General features: G+C 36.2%; 12 protein-coding genes. All 12 read left to right on the forward strand.

Annotated elements, in window-relative coordinates; genetic code table 11:
• Positions 1–132 precede the first annotated feature (132 nt).
• The 12 genes from ABTV69_RS10160 to ABTV69_RS10215 all read left to right on the forward strand — a co-directional run bounded on the left by ABTV69_RS10160 (position 133) and on the right by ABTV69_RS10215 (position 20,281).
• Entirely contained in the window at positions 133–1,242 is a 1,110-nt protein-coding gene (locus ABTV69_RS10160; protein WP_433835977.1) for an endo-1,4-beta-xylanase, read from the forward strand.
• 276 nt (positions 1,243–1,518) lie between these two features.
• Positions 1,519–2,952, forward strand: coding sequence for an MFS transporter (locus ABTV69_RS10165; RefSeq protein WP_433835980.1), 1,434 nt, complete (start codon positions 1,519–1,521; stop codon positions 2,950–2,952).
• Positions 2,953–2,973: 21 nt separating this feature from the next.
• The gene (locus ABTV69_RS10170) at positions 2,974–4,008 is read left to right on the forward strand and encodes a glycoside hydrolase family 43 protein (protein ID WP_433835982.1); all 1,035 of its coding nucleotides are present in this window, start codon (positions 2,974–2,976) and stop codon (positions 4,006–4,008) included.
• A gap of 4 nt (positions 4,009–4,012) precedes the next feature.
• A complete protein-coding gene (locus ABTV69_RS10175) occupies positions 4,013–5,746 on the forward strand; it encodes a glycoside hydrolase family 43 protein (protein ID WP_433835984.1) in 1,734 nt (577 codons plus the stop codon).
• 530 nt (positions 5,747–6,276) lie between these two features.
• Positions 6,277–7,284: a GntR family transcriptional regulator gene (locus ABTV69_RS10180; protein ID WP_433835986.1), complete on the forward strand. Its 1,008-nt coding sequence runs from the start codon at positions 6,277–6,279 to the stop codon at positions 7,282–7,284.
• Between the two features lie 3 nt (positions 7,285–7,287).
• The gene (locus tag ABTV69_RS10185; RefSeq protein WP_433835988.1) at positions 7,288–8,766 is read left to right on the forward strand and encodes a xylulokinase; all 1,479 of its coding nucleotides are present in this window, start codon (positions 7,288–7,290) and stop codon (positions 8,764–8,766) included.
• A 12-nt stretch (positions 8,767–8,778) separates the two neighbouring features.
• A complete protein-coding gene (gene xylA, locus ABTV69_RS10190; RefSeq protein WP_306161054.1) occupies positions 8,779–10,104 on the forward strand; it encodes a xylose isomerase in 1,326 nt (441 codons plus the stop codon).
• A gap of 507 nt (positions 10,105–10,611) precedes the next feature.
• Positions 10,612–11,268 (forward strand): fructose-6-phosphate aldolase, encoded by a 657-nt coding sequence (gene fsa, locus ABTV69_RS10195; RefSeq protein ID WP_433835991.1) that lies wholly within the window; start codon positions 10,612–10,614, stop codon positions 11,266–11,268.
• Positions 11,269–11,846: 578 nt separating this feature from the next.
• A complete protein-coding gene (locus tag ABTV69_RS10200; RefSeq protein WP_433835993.1) occupies positions 11,847–15,014 on the forward strand; it encodes a SusC/RagA family TonB-linked outer membrane protein in 3,168 nt (1,055 codons plus the stop codon).
• A 10-nt stretch (positions 15,015–15,024) separates the two neighbouring features.
• Complete coding sequence (locus tag ABTV69_RS10205) at positions 15,025–16,656, forward strand: RagB/SusD family nutrient uptake outer membrane protein (protein ID WP_433835995.1); 1,632 nt, start codon at positions 15,025–15,027, stop codon at positions 16,654–16,656.
• 31 nt (positions 16,657–16,687) lie between these two features.
• Positions 16,688–18,058, forward strand: coding sequence for a glycan-binding surface protein (locus ABTV69_RS10210; RefSeq protein ID WP_433835997.1), 1,371 nt, complete (start codon positions 16,688–16,690; stop codon positions 18,056–18,058).
• 15 nt (positions 18,059–18,073) lie between these two features.
• Positions 18,074–20,281, forward strand: a complete 2,208-nt coding sequence (locus tag ABTV69_RS10215; protein WP_433835999.1) for an endo-1,4-beta-xylanase — start codon at positions 18,074–18,076, stop codon at positions 20,279–20,281.
• Positions 20,282–20,316 lie beyond the last annotated feature (35 nt).

The following is a 20,316-nucleotide window of genomic DNA, read 5'->3' on the forward strand; positions in this document are numbered from 1 at the left end:
CGACGGAGGAGGAATCTCACGCGGGATTCGACAAAGATTGGAGACATTCTGTACGGAATTACTAGTGTGATTTCTCGTTCCTCGAAATGACAAACGAAGCGAAAAAAACTATTAACTATTAAACCAAAATATATGAAATTTATTAAACCTTACTTATTTGCCGTCACGACCTTGCTGGCTGTAAGCTGTACTTCGCAGAAAGAAACCGCTTCATTAAAAGATGCTTATAAAGATGATTTCTACATCGGAACAGCTTTAAGCGCAGATCAAATCGAAGTCAAAAATGCGAAAGAAGATTCGCTGATTCGAAAAGAATTCAATGCTATTACGGCTGAGAATATCATGAAATCAATGTACATTCATCCGCAGAAAGACAAATACGATTTTAATTTAGCAGATAAATTTGTGGCATACGGAGAAAAGAATAAAATGTTTGTTCACGGACATACTTTGATTTGGCACAGCCAATTAGCACCTTGGATGGAGAAAATCGCTGACAGTACAGAAATGAAAGCTTTTATGCAAGATCACATTAATACAATTGTTTCAAAATACAAAGGAAAAATCAATTCTTGGGATGTTGTAAATGAAGCTTTAAATGAAGATGGAACGTTGAGACAATCGGTTTTTTTGAAAACATTGGGAGAGAAATATCTAGTTGATGCTTTTAAATTAGCAGCAAAAGCAGATCCAAAAGCGGAATTGTATTATAATGATTATAACATCGAAGAACCAGCAAAAAGAGCAGGAGCGATAGCTTTAATAAAAAAAATAAAAGCAGAAGGCGGAAAAGTTGACGGAGTTGGAATTCAAGGACACTGGAGATTAGGAAGCCCGTCAATAGAAGAAATAGAAAAAAGCATTTTAGAGTATTCAGCTTTAGGAGTTAAAGTAGCGTTTACAGAATTGGATATAACAGTTTTGCCAAATCCGTGGGATTTAAAAGGAGCAGAGATCAGCCAGAAATTTGAAGGAAGTGCAAAAATGAATCCGTACCCAAAAGCGTTGCCAGATTCTATTCAAAACAAGCTTGCAGAACGTTATGCTTCGATTTTTAAATTATTTTTGAAACACAAAGACAAAATCAGCAGAGTGACTTTTTGGGGCGTTCATGATGGACAATCTTGGCTAAACGACTGGCCAATAAAAGGAAGAACAAATTATCCTTTGCCATTTGATGCAGCCTTGAGACATAAAAAAGCTTATGATAGCATCTTAAAGTTGAAAGAAACTAAAGAATAAATACTAAAAAAGCCTAAGTTTTGATAAATTGATCAACAATCGGTTGTGGTTTGAAAAATAACTTAAATAAAGTAAACTAAATTTGCATAATATGTTTTTTTGTCTAATTTTACACAACCGATTGTTTTAATTCTAATTCACGTTCCTGCAAGGTTTTTGAAAACTTGTAGGTATGAAATTGAAAAGCAGTTTGAACCAATAGGAAACCTATAAGGTTTAGAAAAACCTTGCAGGATTAGAAACTAACTAATCAACAAAATGACCACAAACCCACGAATGACTAACATTTCACAAAAACTATCCATCAAAGAAAAAATTGGATACAGCTTAGGGGACTTAGCAGCCAATTTGGTTTTTCAGACTTTGATGACGTATCTGGCGTATTTCTACACCGATATTTACGGCTTATCGCCAACCGATTCTTCCATTATTATGTTGATCGTTGGTCTTGTTGCAGCCTTTATTTTTAATCCGATTATAGGAGTTTTGGCAGACCGAACGAGCACCAAATGGGGAAAGTTTCGACCTTGGATTCTAATAACTGCAATTCCGCTTGGAGTAGTGGCTTTATTAGCCTTTTCAACACCCGATTTCTCCTATAAAGGAAAAGTAATTTATGCCGTTGTAACGTATACTTTGTTGTTGCTTTTTTACGCAGCAAACAACTTGCCATATTCTGCTTTAAGCGGTGTAATTACTGGTGATATGAAAGAACGAAACAGTATGTCATCATACCGTTTTGTGGCAGTAATGTTTGCTCAGTTTTTCGTTCAGGTTTTCATGCTTGGCATTATCAAAAGCGCTGGAAACGGAGATAAAGCAGTTGGAATTGAGAAAGTAATGACCGCTTTGGCGATTATCGGAACGATTATGCTTTTAATTACGTTTTTAACGACGAAAGAAAGAATTATTCCGAAACCAGAACAAAAGTCAAGTGTCAAGGAAGATTTGAGCGATTTAATCAAAAACAGACCTTGGGTGATCATGCTTACGCTGACTACTTTGGTTTTTGTGACTTTGGCAATGAAAGGCGGTTCTTATGTGTACTACTTCGAAAACTATGTAAACAAAGAGCAATTAGCTGTTTTTATTCAGCCAATATTGGATTTTTTAACTAAAATAGGGTTAAATCATTTTGGTAGCGATCCTGTTTCTGCGGGCTTTGGTTTATTCAATGCAGGAGGAATTATCTTTATGATTGTTGGAATCACACTCTCTAAAAATTTAGCTGACAAATACGGAAAACGAAATGTTTTCGGACTGTTTTTGTTTATTTCGACTTTATTCATTATCGCTTTCTATTTCTTTCCGCCAGCTTCAATCGGATTGATGTTTTTCTCTCAAATCTTGCACGGATTTTTCTACGGAATCACAATCCCAATTCTTTGGGCAATGATTGCCGATGTTGCCGATTATTCGGAGTGGTTGAATAATCGTCGCGCAACTGCTATCATTTTTTCTGCCATGATGGTTGGGCTGAAAACAGGATTAAGTGTTGGAGGTGCTTTGACAACCTTATTTTTAGGTTATTTCCATTACGTTCCAAATGCTTCGCAACAATCAGAAACAGCTATAAACGGAATTAAATTACTAGTGAGTATTTTCCCTGCAATCCCTTTTTTAATAGGAGCTGGATTGCTGTTTTTCTATAAAATCAATAAAGAAATGGAAGTGCAGATCGAAACAGACCTTAAACAAAGAAGAACTTAATTATTTAAACAAAATAGCACTATGCCTGAAGATAGCATTGAACACATCGATTTCAAGGAAATTGATGAACTGGCGATTTCAAAGCCTTTAGTATCGCACATTTATACAGCCGATCCTTCGGCACATGTATTTAATGGTAAAATTTATATTTATCCGTCGCACGACATCGATGCGGGAATTCCGTTTAACGACAATGGAGATCATTTCGGGATGGAAGATTACCATGTTTTTTCGATGGACGATATTTCGTCAGAAGCAGTTGATAATGGCGTTGCATTACACGTAAATGATGTTGCCTGGGCCGAAAAGCAAATGTGGGCGCCTGATGCAGCTTGTAAAAACGGAAAATATTATTTGTATTTCCCTGCCAAACGCGCCAATGGAATTTTCCAGATTGGAGTTGCGATTTCAGAATCGCCTGTAGGGCCTTTTATTCCAGAAAAAGAGGCTATAAAAGGAAGCTACAGCATTGATCCAGCGGTTTTTGAAGATGAAGATGGCAAACATTATATTTATTTTGGAGGAATTTGGGGTGGACAGCTTCAGAAGTACCGAAATAACAAGTACGATCAGAATAATGAAGAACCGGCAGCAGGTGAAAATGAGTTAGGACCTATCGTCGCGAGACTTCAAGATAATATGCTGGAGTTTGATGAAGAGCCAAAAGAGATTTTAATTCTCGATGAAAATGGGGAAGTTATAAAAGCGGGAGATAACGACCGACGTTTTTTTGAAGCTTCATGGGTTCATAAATACAACGGAAAATATTATTTCTCTTATTCAACTGGAGATACACATTTTATCTGTTATGCAATAGGAGATAATCCATATGGGCCATTTACGTATCAGGGAAGAATCCTGAATCCGGTTGTGGGCTGGACATCACATCATTCTATTTGTGAAGTAGAAGGAGAATGGTATTTGTTTTACCACGATTCAAGTTTGTCAAAAGGAGTAACCCATTTGAGAAGTATGAAAGTAACTAAAATCGATTATTTAGAAGACGGCTCAATTATCACGATTGATCCTTACGGAATAAGAAGATTAATTGATTAAGAATATGATAAGAAGAAAAACAGGTTTAAAAATTGTTGCAGCAGTCCTTTTGATGAGTGCCACTTCTTCGTGTAAAAAAATTTCACAAACTTCACAATCGGTTGTGTATTCTGATTATGCTGCTTTTGACTGGTTTGATTATCGAGGAAATGATGATGCTTATCAAAATGTATCGAAATCGGATGCTGATTATTTAAATCCTGTATTGGCTGGTTTTTATCCTGATCCTACGATTTGCAGGGTTGGAGATAAATTTTACTTGGTCAATTCTTCTTTTTGCTATTTTCCGGGATTGCCCATTTTTGAAAGCACCGATTTAGTGCATTGGAAACAAATCGGAAATATTATTAATCGTGCTGAACAAGCCGATTTTGGCAATTCGCGTTTGTCAGGCGGAATGTACGCGCCGACAATTCGTTACAATAAAGGAACATTTTATGTGATTTGCACTAACGTAAGTGGTGTCGGCAATTTTATTGTTACGGCTAAAAATCCTGCTGGACCTTGGTCAAATCCGATTGTGCTTCCTCAGGTTAACGGTATCGATCCTGATATCTTTTTTGACGAAGATGGAAAAGTCTATATTACGCATAACGGCCCTCCGCCCAATAATATTTCGGTTCATGATGGTCATCGCGCCATTTATATGCTGGAATACGATTTGGAAAAACAAAAAACCACAACAGCTCCCAAATTGGTTATTAACGGCGGAACCGATATGTCTATAAAACCCGTTTGGATTGAAGGCCCACATGTTGTTAAAAGAAACGGATTTTATTATTTAATCTGTGCTCAAGGCGGAACAGGATTTAATCATTCTGAAGTTGTTTTTAGAAGTAAAAATATCTACGGTCCTTATGAAAGTTATGCTGATAATCCGATTTTGAGGCAGAAACATTTAGATCCGAATCGCAAAAATCAGGTTTCTACAACGGGTCATGCTGATTTTGTAGAATTGCAAAATGGGGATTGGTGGTCGGTATTTTTAGGATGCAGACCTTACGGACCAGATTTGTACAATTTAGGAAGAGAAACGTTTATGATGCCAGTAGAATGGAAAAACGATTGGCCAGAAATTGTTGGCGGAAACGAACCGATTCCAATGATTCATAAACGCCCGAATTTGCCTCTTTCAAAAGAAAAAACAGAACCTCTAAATGGAAATTTTATTTCAAAAGATGATTTTAGTTCGAATGAATTGGATTTTAAATGGAGTTTTATAAGAACACCAAAAGAGAAATGGTACGAATTGATTAACGGAAAATTACTCATTAAACCAAGATCAGAATCGATTCATACCGAAAGCAATTTTTCTTTTATTGGAAGAAGACAGCAGCATTTAAAATTTGAAGCTTCGGTAAAGTTAGAATTTAATCCGAAAAATAATTTAGAAGTTGCTGGACTAACTGCTTTTCAAAATGAAAAACATTATTTTTTGGTTGGAAAACGTCTGAATGCGGATCATAAATTGGAAGTTTTTGTGGAAAGAACAGCTTCTAAAATTAATGAAGGGAAATCTGAAATTATTTCTAAAAAAGAACTTTTAGATACTGATGAACCGTTATTGGTAAAGATTGAAGGAAACGGAAGATTATATAGTTTTTATTTTAAAACCGCTGAAAAAGCAGAATGGAATTTATTGATTAAAGATGTTGATGGTTCTATTTTGAGTACGAAAGAAGCTGGTGGTTTTGTGGGGACTTATTTGGGGATGTATGCTTCTAAGAAACATTTTTAAAAAGAGTCCCAGCGGGGTGAAATATGTTTCGTAATGCGTCGCTCCGCTGGAGCTTTTGGGCTATGAGGTTAAAATGTTTCTATAAATATTATGCTCCTCTGGAGCTTTTTGCGGAAATTGATGTAAAGTCCCAACGGGACGAAATATTTATAGAAATTGTTTGTGCAATCCAATAAGAGAGCCCCAGCGGGGTGAAATATGTTTCTTAATGTGTCGCTCCGCTGGAGCTTTTGGGCAATGTGGTTTGAATATTCTATAAATATTTAGCTCCTCTGGAGCAATTGAAATGAAGCGAAATAATGTTCTGTCATTTCTTATGAAACCGTTCGCGTGAGGGATAGCAGTGGAAAGCCCACAGACGCGAGGAACGAACAGGCGAGGACTTGGAACGGATAGCCCGATTCGCCACGGCGAACACGCCCAAATTATTAAGATTAAAACATTTAAAAAAATAACAATTTTAACCTAAAAAATAATTTTTTATAAAAGATTTTTGTCTACTTTAGCATAACAGAACGGAACAGAACGGTATGCCAAAAGAAGAAGAAAAATTTGAGTTTATAATTAATCACGAAAGCGATATTCCGAAGTATCAGCAATTGGTTGACGGAATTACAAATGCGATTGCAGAGAATATTTTGCAAAAGGGAGATTTGCTTCCGTCTGTGAATGTGATTTGCAAAACGTATCAGCTTTCGAGAGACACGGTTTTTAAGGCGTATTCGATTTTGAAGGATCAAAAAGTGATTGATTCTGTGCCAAACAAAGGCTATTATGTGGCGGGCGAAACGAGAAAAGTGCTTTTGGTTTTAGATACGTTTAAAGCTTATAAAGAGGTTTTGTACCATTCGGTTGTGAATAATCTGCCTGATAATGTGATTATCGATGTGCAGTTTCACCATTATAATATTGATGTTTTTAAAACAATCATTAATAACGGAATCGGGAAATATTATAAATATGTGGTGATGAATTTTGACCACAAAGAAATTTCACCAGCGTTATCGGCAATTTCAAAAGACAAACTGCTTTTGATTGATTGGAATATCAGAGCTGATAAAGCGAATAATTATGTTTTTCAGGATTTCGGAAAAGCGTTTTATGATGCTTTAAAAGAAGCGGTTGATTTATTTAAAAAGTATAAAAAAATAGATTTTGTATATCCGGATTTCACGAATCATCCTTGGGAAACGGTAGAATTTTTTAAGAAATTTTGTGCTGATTTTGATTTTCAATACGACCTCATCACAGATCCGAAAAAGTTCAATATCGAGAAAGGAATTGCTTATATCAGTGTAAGCGACAGGATTTTGGGATACTTTTTAGAGCAGTGCAAAGAAAAGGATTTTGAACCGGGAAAAGATGTTGGTTTGCTTTCGTATAATGAAACGCCAATGAAGAAATTTATATATAAAGGGATTTCAGTTGTTTCAACTGATTTTAACGAAATGGGAACCAAAGCAGCGGCATTTATTACGCATGACGAAGAAACGAAATGTTATGTGCCGACTAAATTAATAATAAGAGAATCATTGTAAGTTATGTATTATATCGGTTATGATATTGGAAGTTCTTCTGTCAAGGCAGCCTTGGTGGAAGCAGAAACAGGCAAAAAAATCATTGTGCTGAATGAGCCTCAAAACGAAATGGAAATCCTTTCGATTCATCCAGATTGGGCAGAACAGGATCCAGAAATGTGGTGGCAATACATTTGTACAGCAACAAAAAGAGCCATTAAAGAAGCGAATATTGATGCTTCTAAAATTCAGGGAATTGGTATTTCGTACCAAATGCACGGATTGGTAATTGTCGATCAACAAGGCGCTCCGTTACGCAATTCAATTATCTGGTGCGACAGCCGCGCGGTTGAAATTGGAAATAAAGCTTTTGCCGAAATCGGAGAAGAAAAATGCATGTCTCATTTATTGAATTCGCCAGGAAATTTTACGGCTTCGAAACTGAAATGGGTTAAAGAAAACGAACCAGCAGTTTACAGCAAAATTGATAAATACATGCTTCCGGGAGATTACATCGCTTTGAAATTGACAGGCGAAGTAACGACAACTAAAAACGGTTTGTCTGAAGGAATGCTTTGGGATTATAAAGAAAATAAAGTAGCAGATTGGCTTTTGGATTACTTCGGAATCGATCAGTCGCTGACGCCAAAAATTGTAGAGAATTTTACAAATCAAGGTGTTGTTACAGAGAAAGCTTCACAAGAATCTGGTCTTCCTGTGGGAATCCCTATTGTGTACAGAGCGGGAGATCAGCCAAATAATGCTTTGTCATTGAATGTGCTTCGTTCGGGAGAAGTAGCGGCTACAGGCGGAACATCAGGTGTTTTTTATGCGGTTACTGAAACCAATTCAGGAAAAAGCACTCGTGTAAACAACTTTGTTCATGTCAATTACACAGAATCAAATCCGAGAGTTGGAAAATTACTGAATATTAACGGAGCGGGAATTCAATACCGATGGATGCGAAATAATATCGGAAATGAGTCGTATGAGGAAATGAATGAAAAAGCATCTCAGATCAATGTAGGTTCGCAAGGATTGGTGGTAATTCCGTTTGGAAATGGGGCTGAAAGAATGTTCAATAATAAAAACATCGGATCTCATATTTTAAACCTGAATTTTAATATTCATACCAATGCACATTTATTCAGAGCCTCTTTAGAAGCCATTGCGTTTTCTTTTGTGTACGGAATGGAATGCTTGAAAGATGATAATGCAACGATTAATGTCATTAGAGCTGGAAATGATAATCTTTTCCGTTCTGAGATTTTCTCAAATACTGTGGCGACATTAATTGGTCATGAAATCGAAATCTACAATACAACCGGAGCAGTAGGAGCGGCGAGAGCAGTAGGTTTAACCGATGGTGATTTTGAAAAATTTGGTTCAGCAATTACGACAAACGATCACGTAATGACCTTTTTACCTCTAAAAAACAAAGAGGAATATGAAACGGCATATAACAAATGGAAACAAGAATTAGAATTAATATTAACAAAATAAATAAAAGAACAAATGATAGTTTTGGGAGATAAAGAATACTACAAAGGTATTGGCCAAATTAAGTTTGAAGGAAAAGAATCAGACAATCCATTGGCGTTTAAATATTACAATCCAGACCAAGTTGTAGCTGGAAAAACAATGCGTGAGCACTTTAAATTTGCAATCGCTTACTGGCATACTTTCTGCGGACAAGGTAGCGATCCATTCGGACCTGGAACTCAAAATTTTGCTTGGGATGCATCGTCAGATCCGTATCAAGCGGCTAAGGATAAGGCAGATGCTGCTTTTGAATTCATTAGCAAAATGGGATTTGATTATTTCTGTTTCCACGATTACGATTTGATTAACGAAGGACCAACTTTCGCAGAATCAGAAAAACGTTTGGCATTCATTACAGAGTATTTAAAACAGAAAAAAGCAGAATCTGGAATTAAATTGCTTTGGGGAACTTCAAACTGTTTCTCAAACCCAAGATTCATGAATGGTGCAGCTACAAATCCTGATTTTAATGTTGTAGCAAGAGCTGGAGGACAAGTAAAATTGGCTTTGGATGCGACAATCGCTTTAGGAGGAGAAAATTACGTATTCTGGGGAGGTAGAGAAGGTTATATGTCTTTGCTAAACACAGATATGGGAAGAGAATTAGACCACATGGCGCAATTCTTAGCAATGTCTAGAGACTACGCAAGAGCACAAGGTTTCAAAGGAACTTTCTTCATCGAGCCGAAACCAATGGAGCCATCTAAACATCAATACGATTTTGACTCTGCAACTGCAATTGGATTCTTAAAACAATACGGTTTAGACAAAGATTTCAAAATCAACATCGAGGTAAACCACGCTACTTTAGCACAACACACTTTCCAACACGAATTAGAAGTGGCTGCAAAAGCGGGAATGTTAGGAAGTATCGACGCGAACAGAGGAGATTACCAAAACGGATGGGATACTGACCAATTCCCTAATAACATTCAGGAAACGACTGAAGCAATGTTGGTTTTCTTAAAAGCTGGCGGATTGCAAGGTGGTGGAGTTAACTTTGATGCTAAAATCAGAAGAAACTCTACAGATTTAGAAGATGTTTTCTTAGCACACATTGGTGGAGCTGATACTTTCGCAAGAGCTTTACTAACTGCTGATAAAATCATTTCTTCTTCTCCATACGAGAAATTAAGAAAAGAAAGATACAGCTCATTCGATTCTGGAAAAGGTAAAGATTTTGCCGATGGAAAATTAGGTCTTAAAGATCTTTACACTATCGCTCACGAAAATGGAGAATTAAATCTTCAAAGCGGTAAACAAGAATTGTTTGAAAACATCATCAACCAATATATTTAATTGGTAAGATTTTAAAACATACTAAACCTAACAGGTTTTAAAAACCTGTTAGGTTTCTACAAAATATTTAGTGAGACAAAATTTTTAAAAAGATTTACGTTTTTAAATATGATAGCTGTAAGACGTTATAATTGTTTAAAATGTTTTTTAGATTTAAATTTGAGAAATGTGTATTAAGATAATGACCTATTTTTTGACTTTCGAATAGGAGAGAATAGATTGAAGGTTTAGTTACTATTTTCTTTTTATTTGGAAGACCATAATTGAAGTCAGTTTGATAAGAATTAAGTGTGAGTTAAATTTTTATTGAAGGTTTTTTGAAGAGCAGAATCGATCGAAATGCACATTTTTTCTCGCTAAAATTAAGACGCACTTCAGTGCGTTTCTACTACTTAACCAAGAGAATACCCACAGTTTTGTTATTTCTCCTTTCAGTCGAAATGACAAACATTACGATTATGGTCTTCGAATAAACACACTATATTTAACCAAAAAACCACAAAAAACATGAAATTTTTTATTGACACTGCCAATCTTCAGGATATTGAAGAAGCGCAGGCTTTAGGCGTTTTAGACGGTGTAACTACCAATCCGTCTTTGATGGCAAAAGAAGGCATTACCGGAAAAGAAAATATTTTAAAACATTATTTAGCCATTTGCAATATTGTTGATGGCGATGTTTCTGCTGAGGTTATTTCTACAGATTTTGAAGGAATGGTAAGAGAAGGAGAAGAACTGGCTGCTTTACATCCCCAGATTGTGGTGAAATTACCCATGATTGGCGATGGTGTAAAAGCTTGTAAATACTTTTCTTCAAAAGGAATTCGTACCAATGTAACATTAGTATTTTCGGCTGGTCAAGCTTTGCTTGCCGCTAAAGCTGGAGCAACGTATGTTTCTCCATTTTTAGGACGCTTGGATGATGTTTCTACAGACGGAATGCATTTGATTTCTGAGATTAGAGAAATCTATGACAACTACAATTATCAAACCCAAATCTTATCGGCTTCTGTGCGACATACCATGCATATTATCAATTGTGCTAAAATTGGATCAGATGTGATGACAGGACCACTTTCTGCGATTAAAGGATTGTTGAAACACCCGTTAACCGATATTGGTCTGAAACAATTTGTAGAGGATGCCAAAAAGATGAACTTATAGTATTTTCTATTTCCCTTTTTATAGTTTTAAAACTCTCTTCCAGCTATCTGGAAGGGAGTTTTTTTTATGGAATAAAAGCAACCGATTGTTTCTTTTTTATGTTTTGTAAGAAATATTGTCTTTTGGTTTTATTGTGCTGGTTTACAGTTTCTAACGTGCCGTAAGGCGCGTTTTATAAGGGCTAGCTAAAACTTTAATTTAAGAAGAATTTTTAGACAGTTACTACAACGTTTTAGTGTTTCTTGAAAAAACCTCGTAATTTAACATTTTATGTTTTTTTTAAGATTTCGAATTAAATGATTTATTATCTCTAACGTTTTCGTTGTATTGAAGTTTGTTTTTGAATATTATTTAATATTTTACGAGTATTAATGCAATTTGTTCTTTTTTTTATGGGTATTTTTTTGAAATCAAGAAAAAATATTCACGCAACCGATTGTGTGTTGTTGTTTTTTGCATATATTTGTTTTGACTATAAGTTGTTATTGGCGTCAAATGTTAAAATAAAAGTCAATAGTAAAGTCACTTAAAAAAACAAACTAACTAAACCAACTATTAACTCATTAAACCAATTATTTATGACTAACTTTTTAATTACTAAAAGCAGATCTAAATACTTTAAGAATTTGGGGTTTGTATTCCTGATGCTGGTATTTTCTGCTGCGGTAAATGCACAAATTACTGTTACAGGTACTGTAACTGATGGTGTCGGACCAATACCAGGTGTCAATATTATTGTAAAAGGAACCAAAACCAGTACGGTGTCTAATTTTGACGGAACGTATTCCCTTCAAGCTATTCCCAATAATAGTATTTTGGTCTTTAGCTTTATCGGATATAAACCTCATCAAGTTGCAGTGAACAATAAAACTAAAATTGATGCTGTACTAGAAGAAGATTTAAATGATCTAAAAGAAGTTGTTGTAATCGGGTACGGAACCGCAAAAAGAGCAGATTTGACAGGAGCTATTTCTTCTATATCTAGTGCAGCGGTGGCGCAATCTGTTTCTACAACTATTGATCAGGTTTTACAAGGTCGTGCGGCTGGGGTACAGGTACAGCAAAACAGTGGTACACCTGGTGGAAGCTCTTCTGTACGTATTCGTGGTGTAAGTTCGATTACAGGTTCAAACGAACCAATATATGTAATTGATGGTGTTATTATAGATGGAAATTCAGGTTCTTTAAATTCAAATCCACTTTCTGGAATTAACCCTAATGATATTGCTTCGTATGATATCTTAAAAGATGCTTCTGCAACTGCAATTTATGGATCTAGAGCTGCCAATGGTGTCATTATGATTACCACAAAAACAGGTAGAAAAGGAGATTTGACTTTAAATTTTGACAGTTATGTAGGATGGCAGCAAATGCCTAAAGAATTGCAAGTCTTGAATTTAAGAGAATATGGAACACTAAAGAACACAAGAGCAGATTTAGGTATTGTACAGAGAGACCCTTATTTTATTCGCCCAGATTTATTAGGAGAAGGAACGAATTGGCAAGATGAATTATTTCAAACGGGTTTAATTCAGAGTTATAACTTATCTGCTTCAGGTGGATCTGATAATACAACATATGCATTAGGAATGTCTTATTTTGATCAAGAAGGAACTATCATCGGATCTTCTTTTGATCGTATGACGATTCGTGCCGTAATCGATTCTCAAGTAAAGAAATGGATGAAAGTTGGCGTGAATATGAATGCGTATAAAAGCAATCAGGTTACTACAGTTAATGATGACTCCGTAATCTTAACCGCTTTAAAACAAACTCCAAACGTAGCGGCAAGAAATGCTGATGGAACTTTTGATGGTCCAGATACAACAGAATTCGTTCAAACCAATCCGTTAGGAATTGCAATGCTGAAAGACAATCACGGAAAAGACTATGGAATTAGAGGAAATGTTTACGCAGAAATTGGCTTTACAAAAGATTTAAAGTTTAAAACAACTTATTCTATTGATTATGGTTTTGGAAACCGATATACTTTTAATCCATCTTACACTTTTGGCGCGTTATCAAACGAGATTAGAGAAGGATCAAGAACAAAATCGACTAGCGAAAACTGGATTTGGAATAATTTATTGACTTATAATAAAGCATTTGGAAAACATAACATAAACGCTATTTTAGGGCAAGAAATGCAAGAACAAAATTGGGAGAATCTTTACGGATACCGTTCGGGCTATTTAACAAACGGAGCAACAGATTTAAATGCTGGTGACCCAACAACAGCTAGAAACTCAAATGCAAGTTCTACTAAGTCGCTTAGTTCTTATTTTGCAAGAGCAAATTATACATTCGACGACAAATATATTTTAACTGGAACAATTAGAAGAGATGGATCTTCGCAATTTGCTGAAGGTAACAAATGGGATTGGTTTCCATCTGCTTCTTTAGCTTGGAAAGTTTCAAATGAATCATTTTTAAAAGATAGCAAAGCGGTTAGTAACTTGAAGTTGCGTGCAGGATGGGGAGTTACGGGTAATTCAAGCGTACCAAACAATGCGTATACTTCTGTTTATGGTACTTCAGCCACCAATTGGGGAAGCGGGCAAATTGCGACTAATACGGCAAATCCAGATTTGAAATGGGAAAAATCGAATCAAACCAATATTGGTGTAGATATCGGATTTTTGGATAACAGAATTGAAATTACAGCCGATGCATACTACAAGAAAACAGACGATTTATTATTGAGATTGTCACTTCCTGCTTATGTTGGGACAACTGGTCAGGGAGCTACATCACCGCCTTTTGCTAATGTTGGATCTCTAGAAAACAAAGGTTTCGAGTTTACCATAAACACGATCAACATGCAGAGAAAAGATTTTATTTGGAAATCAAATTTCAATATCTCAATGAACAGATCTAAAGTGTTGAAATTGAATTCAGAATCTGGTGTTTACGATCAGACTTTACAGCAAGGTTCAGACGTAACGGTGGTTACTCGTACAGCGGTTGGGCAGCCAATAGGACAATTTTATGGTTATAAAGTAATTGGGCGTTTTGAAAAAGCAACAGATTTCTACTATAAAGATGCCACTGGAACCGTAAAACCAACAGCTTTGCCAGAAGGAATGGCAATTGGTGAAAATGGAGTTTGGATTGGAGATTATATGTTTGAAGATGTAAACAAAGATGGCGTAATCAACGAAAAAGATGCTGGCTATATCGGTAATCCAAATCCAGATTTTACATTCGGACTTAACAATAGTTTCTCTTTCTTAGGTTTTGATGTGAGCATTTTATTTACAGGTTCTTACGGAAATGAAGCTTTAAACTACCAAAGAAGATGGTTAGAAAATCCTCGTGAGAATACCAACTTATTGAAAACGGCCTTAGGCTACGCGCAATTAGAATTAATCGATCCTAATGGGCCAAACGATTATCGTAATGTTCAGATTGTAGGCGGAGATCCTTATATGCCAAGAATTGGTGCTTCTTCAGCTTCATCTGCATCAAATTACCGTTTGAGCAACAGATTTGTAGAAGATGCTTCTTATGTAAGACTTAAAAATATTTCATTATCGTATAATCTCCCTAAAGACTTGTACTCTAAATATGGAATTTCAAATGTAAAGGTGACTTCAAATATGCAGAATATTTTAACCTTCACAAAGTATAAAGGATATGACCCAGAAGTTGGAGCAATAAATCAAAACCAACTTTTAAATGGTATCGATAACGGACGTTATCCTACGCCAACAATCACGACACTTGGATTAACAGTTAATTTCTAAAAAGCGCACAATGAAAACAAAGAAAATATTTTACACGGCTTTAATTATTGCATTGCCATTTGTTTGGACGAGTTGCAGCGACCTGTTAGACGTTGAACCAAACGATGTAATTACAAAAGAGAATTTTTATAAATCAGAGTCTGATTTTCAGGCAGCAACAGGACCATTGTACAACAAAGTATGGTTCGATTTTAATGATAAATTTTATTACGGATTAGGAGACGGACGTGGAGCAAACATGTATGCACCTTTCTCAGACTACGTTTATCCTTTTACAGATTTAACAGAAACTGGATTAACAGGGCCTTTGGTTTCGGCTTGGGCATCATTGTATAATGTTGTTCAACAATCGAATAACGTGATTATCGGAATTTCTGGAAGTCCGTTAAGCGATGCTGTTAAGAACAAATATATTGCTGAAGCTCGTTTTATGAGAGGAACGGCTTATTGGTACTTAGCTTCATTATGGGGAGATGTAATTATTTCTACAGATCCAAGTGAGCTGGTGAAGAATCCAATCGTAAATAAAAATCCGATGAAAGATGTTTACGAATTTTCTATTCGTGATTTAGAATTTGCAGCAAAATATCTTCCAGAAACTGCGGGCCAAGCTGGACGTTTAACAAGATATAGCGCATTCGGAATGCTATCTCGCGTGTATTTATCATTTTCTGGAGTAAGCGACAACCCAAACAGCGGAACTCGCAATCAAGAATATCTTGATTTAGCCAAAAAAGCGGCAGAAAAAGTAATGAGTTCTGGGCCATACGCTCTAATGACCAATTATGAAGATTTATTCATGATTGACAATAACAACAATACCGAATCGATGTTTGCACTGCAATGGGTTCCAAACGGAGATTATGGAGTAAACAATACCCAACAGGCTTATTTTGCATTAGGTTCTGATATTACAGGAGACGATGCCGCTTGGGGATATTGGACAAGAGCTTCTTACAATGTTTTGCAAGAATATGAGTCAAAAGATCTTAGACGTAGAGCAACTTTTATGGGAGACAATGACCATTATGCAGAAATTAATAAAGCAAACGGAGGCTATACAGTAGATCATAGCGCAGATTTCCTTACTGTTAAAAAAGGGGTTGTGGGTTCTACGAAAGACAATTCTAAAATTACCCGTATGAATTCTGCTTTGAACACTTATATGTTGCGTCTAGGAGAAGTGTATTTAAATTACGCAGAAGCTACTTTAGGAAACAATGCCTCAACAGCAGATGCAACTGCAATTTCGGTGGTAAACAGACTTCGCACCCGTGCAGGTTTAGATCCAAAAACAACTTTGACTTATGCTGATCTTGCACACGAGAGAAGAGTAGAATTGTGTATGGAAGGACAATATTGGTACGATTTAGTTCGTCGAGCATATTACAAACAACAAGAAGTTATTAATTATATAACAGCACAAAACAGAGGCGTAATTACTCCAATTTTGTATGATACAGCAACAAATACAGTTACGGTAGACGCTTCAAAAAGTACAAGTCCAAGAGCAATTGGTGTAATTGATGCGACAATTTTTACGCTTCCTTATCCAGAATCTGAATTAGTTCAGAATCCATTATTGAGAGAAAATCCTGTTCCGTATCAGTTTACAGAAGAGAAAATAAAAGACTTATTCTAGTTTCAGAAATAAAAAACTAAAAGACATAAATATGAAATATATTTTAAATAAAAAGTATTGGGCGCCCATCGCATTGTTAAGCATGATGGTTTTCGGTATGCTGTTTACTTCTTGCGACAACAACGATTCAGACGGAGGCGCAATTACTATTACAAAAGTATTTTTAGAAGACGTAAATTCATCTGTACCAGATAGAGAAGTTAGTTTTGCCCGTTTAGGACAATTGTTACGTATTGAAGGTTCTGGTTTTTCTGGACTAAAGAAAGTTTATATTAACGGGTATTCAACGTACTTCAATGTTGTTTTTGTTTCTAACAATTCGATGCTGGTAAGCGTTTCAGCAGATACGCCAATTGCAGATGCAGATCCGTCGGTAAGAAATACAATTCGTTTTGCAAATGATACCCATGAGGTGACATTTCCGTTTCAAATTCGTGCAGGAAAACCATCAATCACAGCAATTTCAAATACATTACCAAATCCAGGGGAAAGTATTACAATTGTAGGAAGCGGTTTGACAGAAGTAAGCAAAGTAATTTTTCCTGGAAATGTTGAAGTAACAACAGGGATTACTTCAGTAGAGGATGGAGAAATGTTTACAGTTGTTGTACCAAACGGAGTATCAGATTTAGGAGGTTCAATTTACGCAGAAACATCAAACGGAGGAGTTTATTCTCCGAGATATTTCAATTTCAAAAAAGGAATTATTTTGGATTTTGATGGATTAGGACAACACAGTTTTTGGGGAACACCTCCTGCTACTGGAATGATTTTAGGAACTGATTTAGAATCTGCATCTATAGGAGCAGGAAATCTTTCACATGGTAAATACGTACCGCATCGTCCATCTCGCATCACATCAATTGCACCAGCTACAGGAAGAGCTACAGAAGTTTGGACAGGAGGAACAGGTGTAGATAACTGGAGAGCACAATTAACGCCTTATATTCCGGCAACTACTTCGCTTGATAAAGTAGCGTTCCAATTTGATATTTATGTGCCAGATGCATGGAAAGATTCAGGTTATTTAAAAATATGTACAATCAATAATTTCAATGCAGGAACATGGTCTGGAGGTGTGTATAACTATATTCCTTGGCTAGTAGACGGAAAATCTGTCCCTTTTCAAACTGCAGGATGGACTACTATTACAATTCCGTTAAACAAATTTTATCAATGGTCTAAAGAAGCTGCAACATTTGAAACTGTTTTAACGTATCGCGAAACGGCAACTTACCAAAACTTTGGTATTTGGTTCGAAAATGCCGATGTAAAAATGAAAGATGTGCTAGGAACTGCAAGCGAAGTAGAATTCCCTTCAAAAGCAACATCTGTAAAAGTGTACACAGACAACTGGAGAATTGTACCGTTGGATACGCCAGTTTACAATGATTTTAACTAACTCAACAACCACAAAATGAAATATAAATATATCATACCAATAATTGCTTCATCACTAATGATTTTGTCATCATGCGATGATAATTTGATGGAGTGGGGAAAAGACCCAGAGCATGGAGCAGTAACAGGAGCTGAGCTTCCGTTGGCTTTAGTGGAAAAAATAGGCCGTTACGAACCTTTAAAAAACTATTCAGACTTTCCTTTAGGAAACGGAATCGGAATTAGTTTGTACATGAGCGATGCAGCTTACAGAAAAATCGTAAACGAAAATTTTGATGAAGTAACCCCAGGCTACGAAATGAAGCACGGTGCAATGGTAAACTCAAAAGGAGAAATTAATTTTACCAATGTAGATGCTTTTATCACCGCAACAAAAAGCGCAGGATTAAAAGTTTTCGGTCATACTTTAATTTGGCATTCCAACCAAAATGCTAGTTATCTAAACGGTATTATTGCCCCAACAGTAATTCCAGGTTCAAGCGGAACAAACGTTTTGGACCTAACACCTATTAAAAACGGAACCTTTACCGGATGGGCTAGAAATAACCCAGGGAAAGGTATTACAACAGTTGCTAATTCTGGATTAACAAGTACTTCTGCTGCCATTCAGTTAGCTTCAAGTGCGAGTTCTTCTGCGGCTTATAGTTTACAGCTGACTTCGCCAAACGTTCCAATTGTTGCTGGACATAATTATGAAATATCATTCTATATTAAATCGGATGTTGCTGGTAAAGGGCGTATTTCATTCAACGCTTCATTAACGAACCAATATCCATACAAAGATTGGTTTAATACAGGAGGAAGTTGGACAGAAGCTTTTGCAACAACCTCATCTTGGCAACAAGTTAAAATTAAATTAGCGCCAGGCGATTTCAAAGCAGGAAGTACAACTTTTCAGTTTAATTTAGATTTAGGATATCTTCCAAATGTAACGTATTTAATTGATGCGAATACCCTAGCAGTTGTCGATCTTGATGCCGCAACAGGACCAGTTAATCTAGTTTCTAATGGAACATTTAATTCTGGAATAACAGGATGGAGCAAAGCCAATGGAGCTGCAGATGCATTAAGCGCAGCAGGATCTTCTAACGCTTACGAAGGAAGCGGTGCGATGAAAGTAGTAAATGCTACATCTGATGCGGCAAACCAATGGAAAACGCAGATTCAAACGACCTTTACTTCGCCATTAGTAGCCGGAAAAAGTTATACTATTTCTTATATGATTCGTTCTGAGGCGGCTGGTTCTGTAAGATGTTCTACAACACCATCAAGTTTAGCAAATTACCAAGGCGATCAAGCTACTTCTACAACTTGGAAACAAATAGAATGGAAAATTACAGCAAAAGGCGGTGAGACAGGATTTGGTTTTGATTTAGGAGGAGCGGCAGGAACGTATTATATCGATAATGTTATGGTTACTGATGGTGCAACATCTGGCGGCGGCGCAACAGCTCCTGTTACAATTGAAAAAACAGATGCTGAGAAAACTAAAATCATTACCGATGCCATGACCGATTGGATTTCTAAAATGATGACGCATTACAAAACAAGCGTTTTCTCTTGGGATGTGGTAAACGAACCAATGAAAGAAGATGGAACGCTAAGAAATGGAACTGAAGGCGATACAGCTACAGACTATTTCTCATGGGTGAAATATCTAGGAAAAGATTACGCGGTAACAGCTTTCAAATTAGCACGTCAATACGGAAATGCAACAGATAAACTTTTCATCAACGATTACAACTTAGAATCTAGATTAGATAAATGTGACGGATTAATTGAATATGTAAAATATATTGAAGGTAAAGGCGCAACAATTGACGGAATTGGAACGCAGATGCACATTGGTTTAACAACAGATAAAGACAAAATTGTTCAGATGTTCCAAAAACTGGCTGCTACAGGAAAACTCATTAAAATTTCTGAATTAGATATTAGATTAGGAACAGCAACACCAACAGTTGCGCAGCAAGCTTCTCAGGCAGAAATGTACCAATACGTAATTGATATGTACAAAAAATACATTCCTGTACCACAACAGTATGGAATCACTATTTGGGGAGTATCTGATAATGCTAAAGAACATGAATATTGGCTTCCAAACGAGTCTCCAAACCTTTGGGATGCAAACTACGTTCGTAAACATGCTTACAAAGGCACGGCAGACGGTCTTGCAGGAAAAGATGTGAGTTTAGGTTTCTCAGGAGAATTACAAAAACCTTAAATATTTAATTAGTAATACTATCCATAGTGCAAGTC

Origin of the sequence: Flavobacterium anhuiense (genome assembly GCF_050990855.1) — a bacterium.
Lineage (GTDB): Bacteria > Bacteroidota > Bacteroidia > Flavobacteriales > Flavobacteriaceae > Flavobacterium > Flavobacterium anhuiense_C.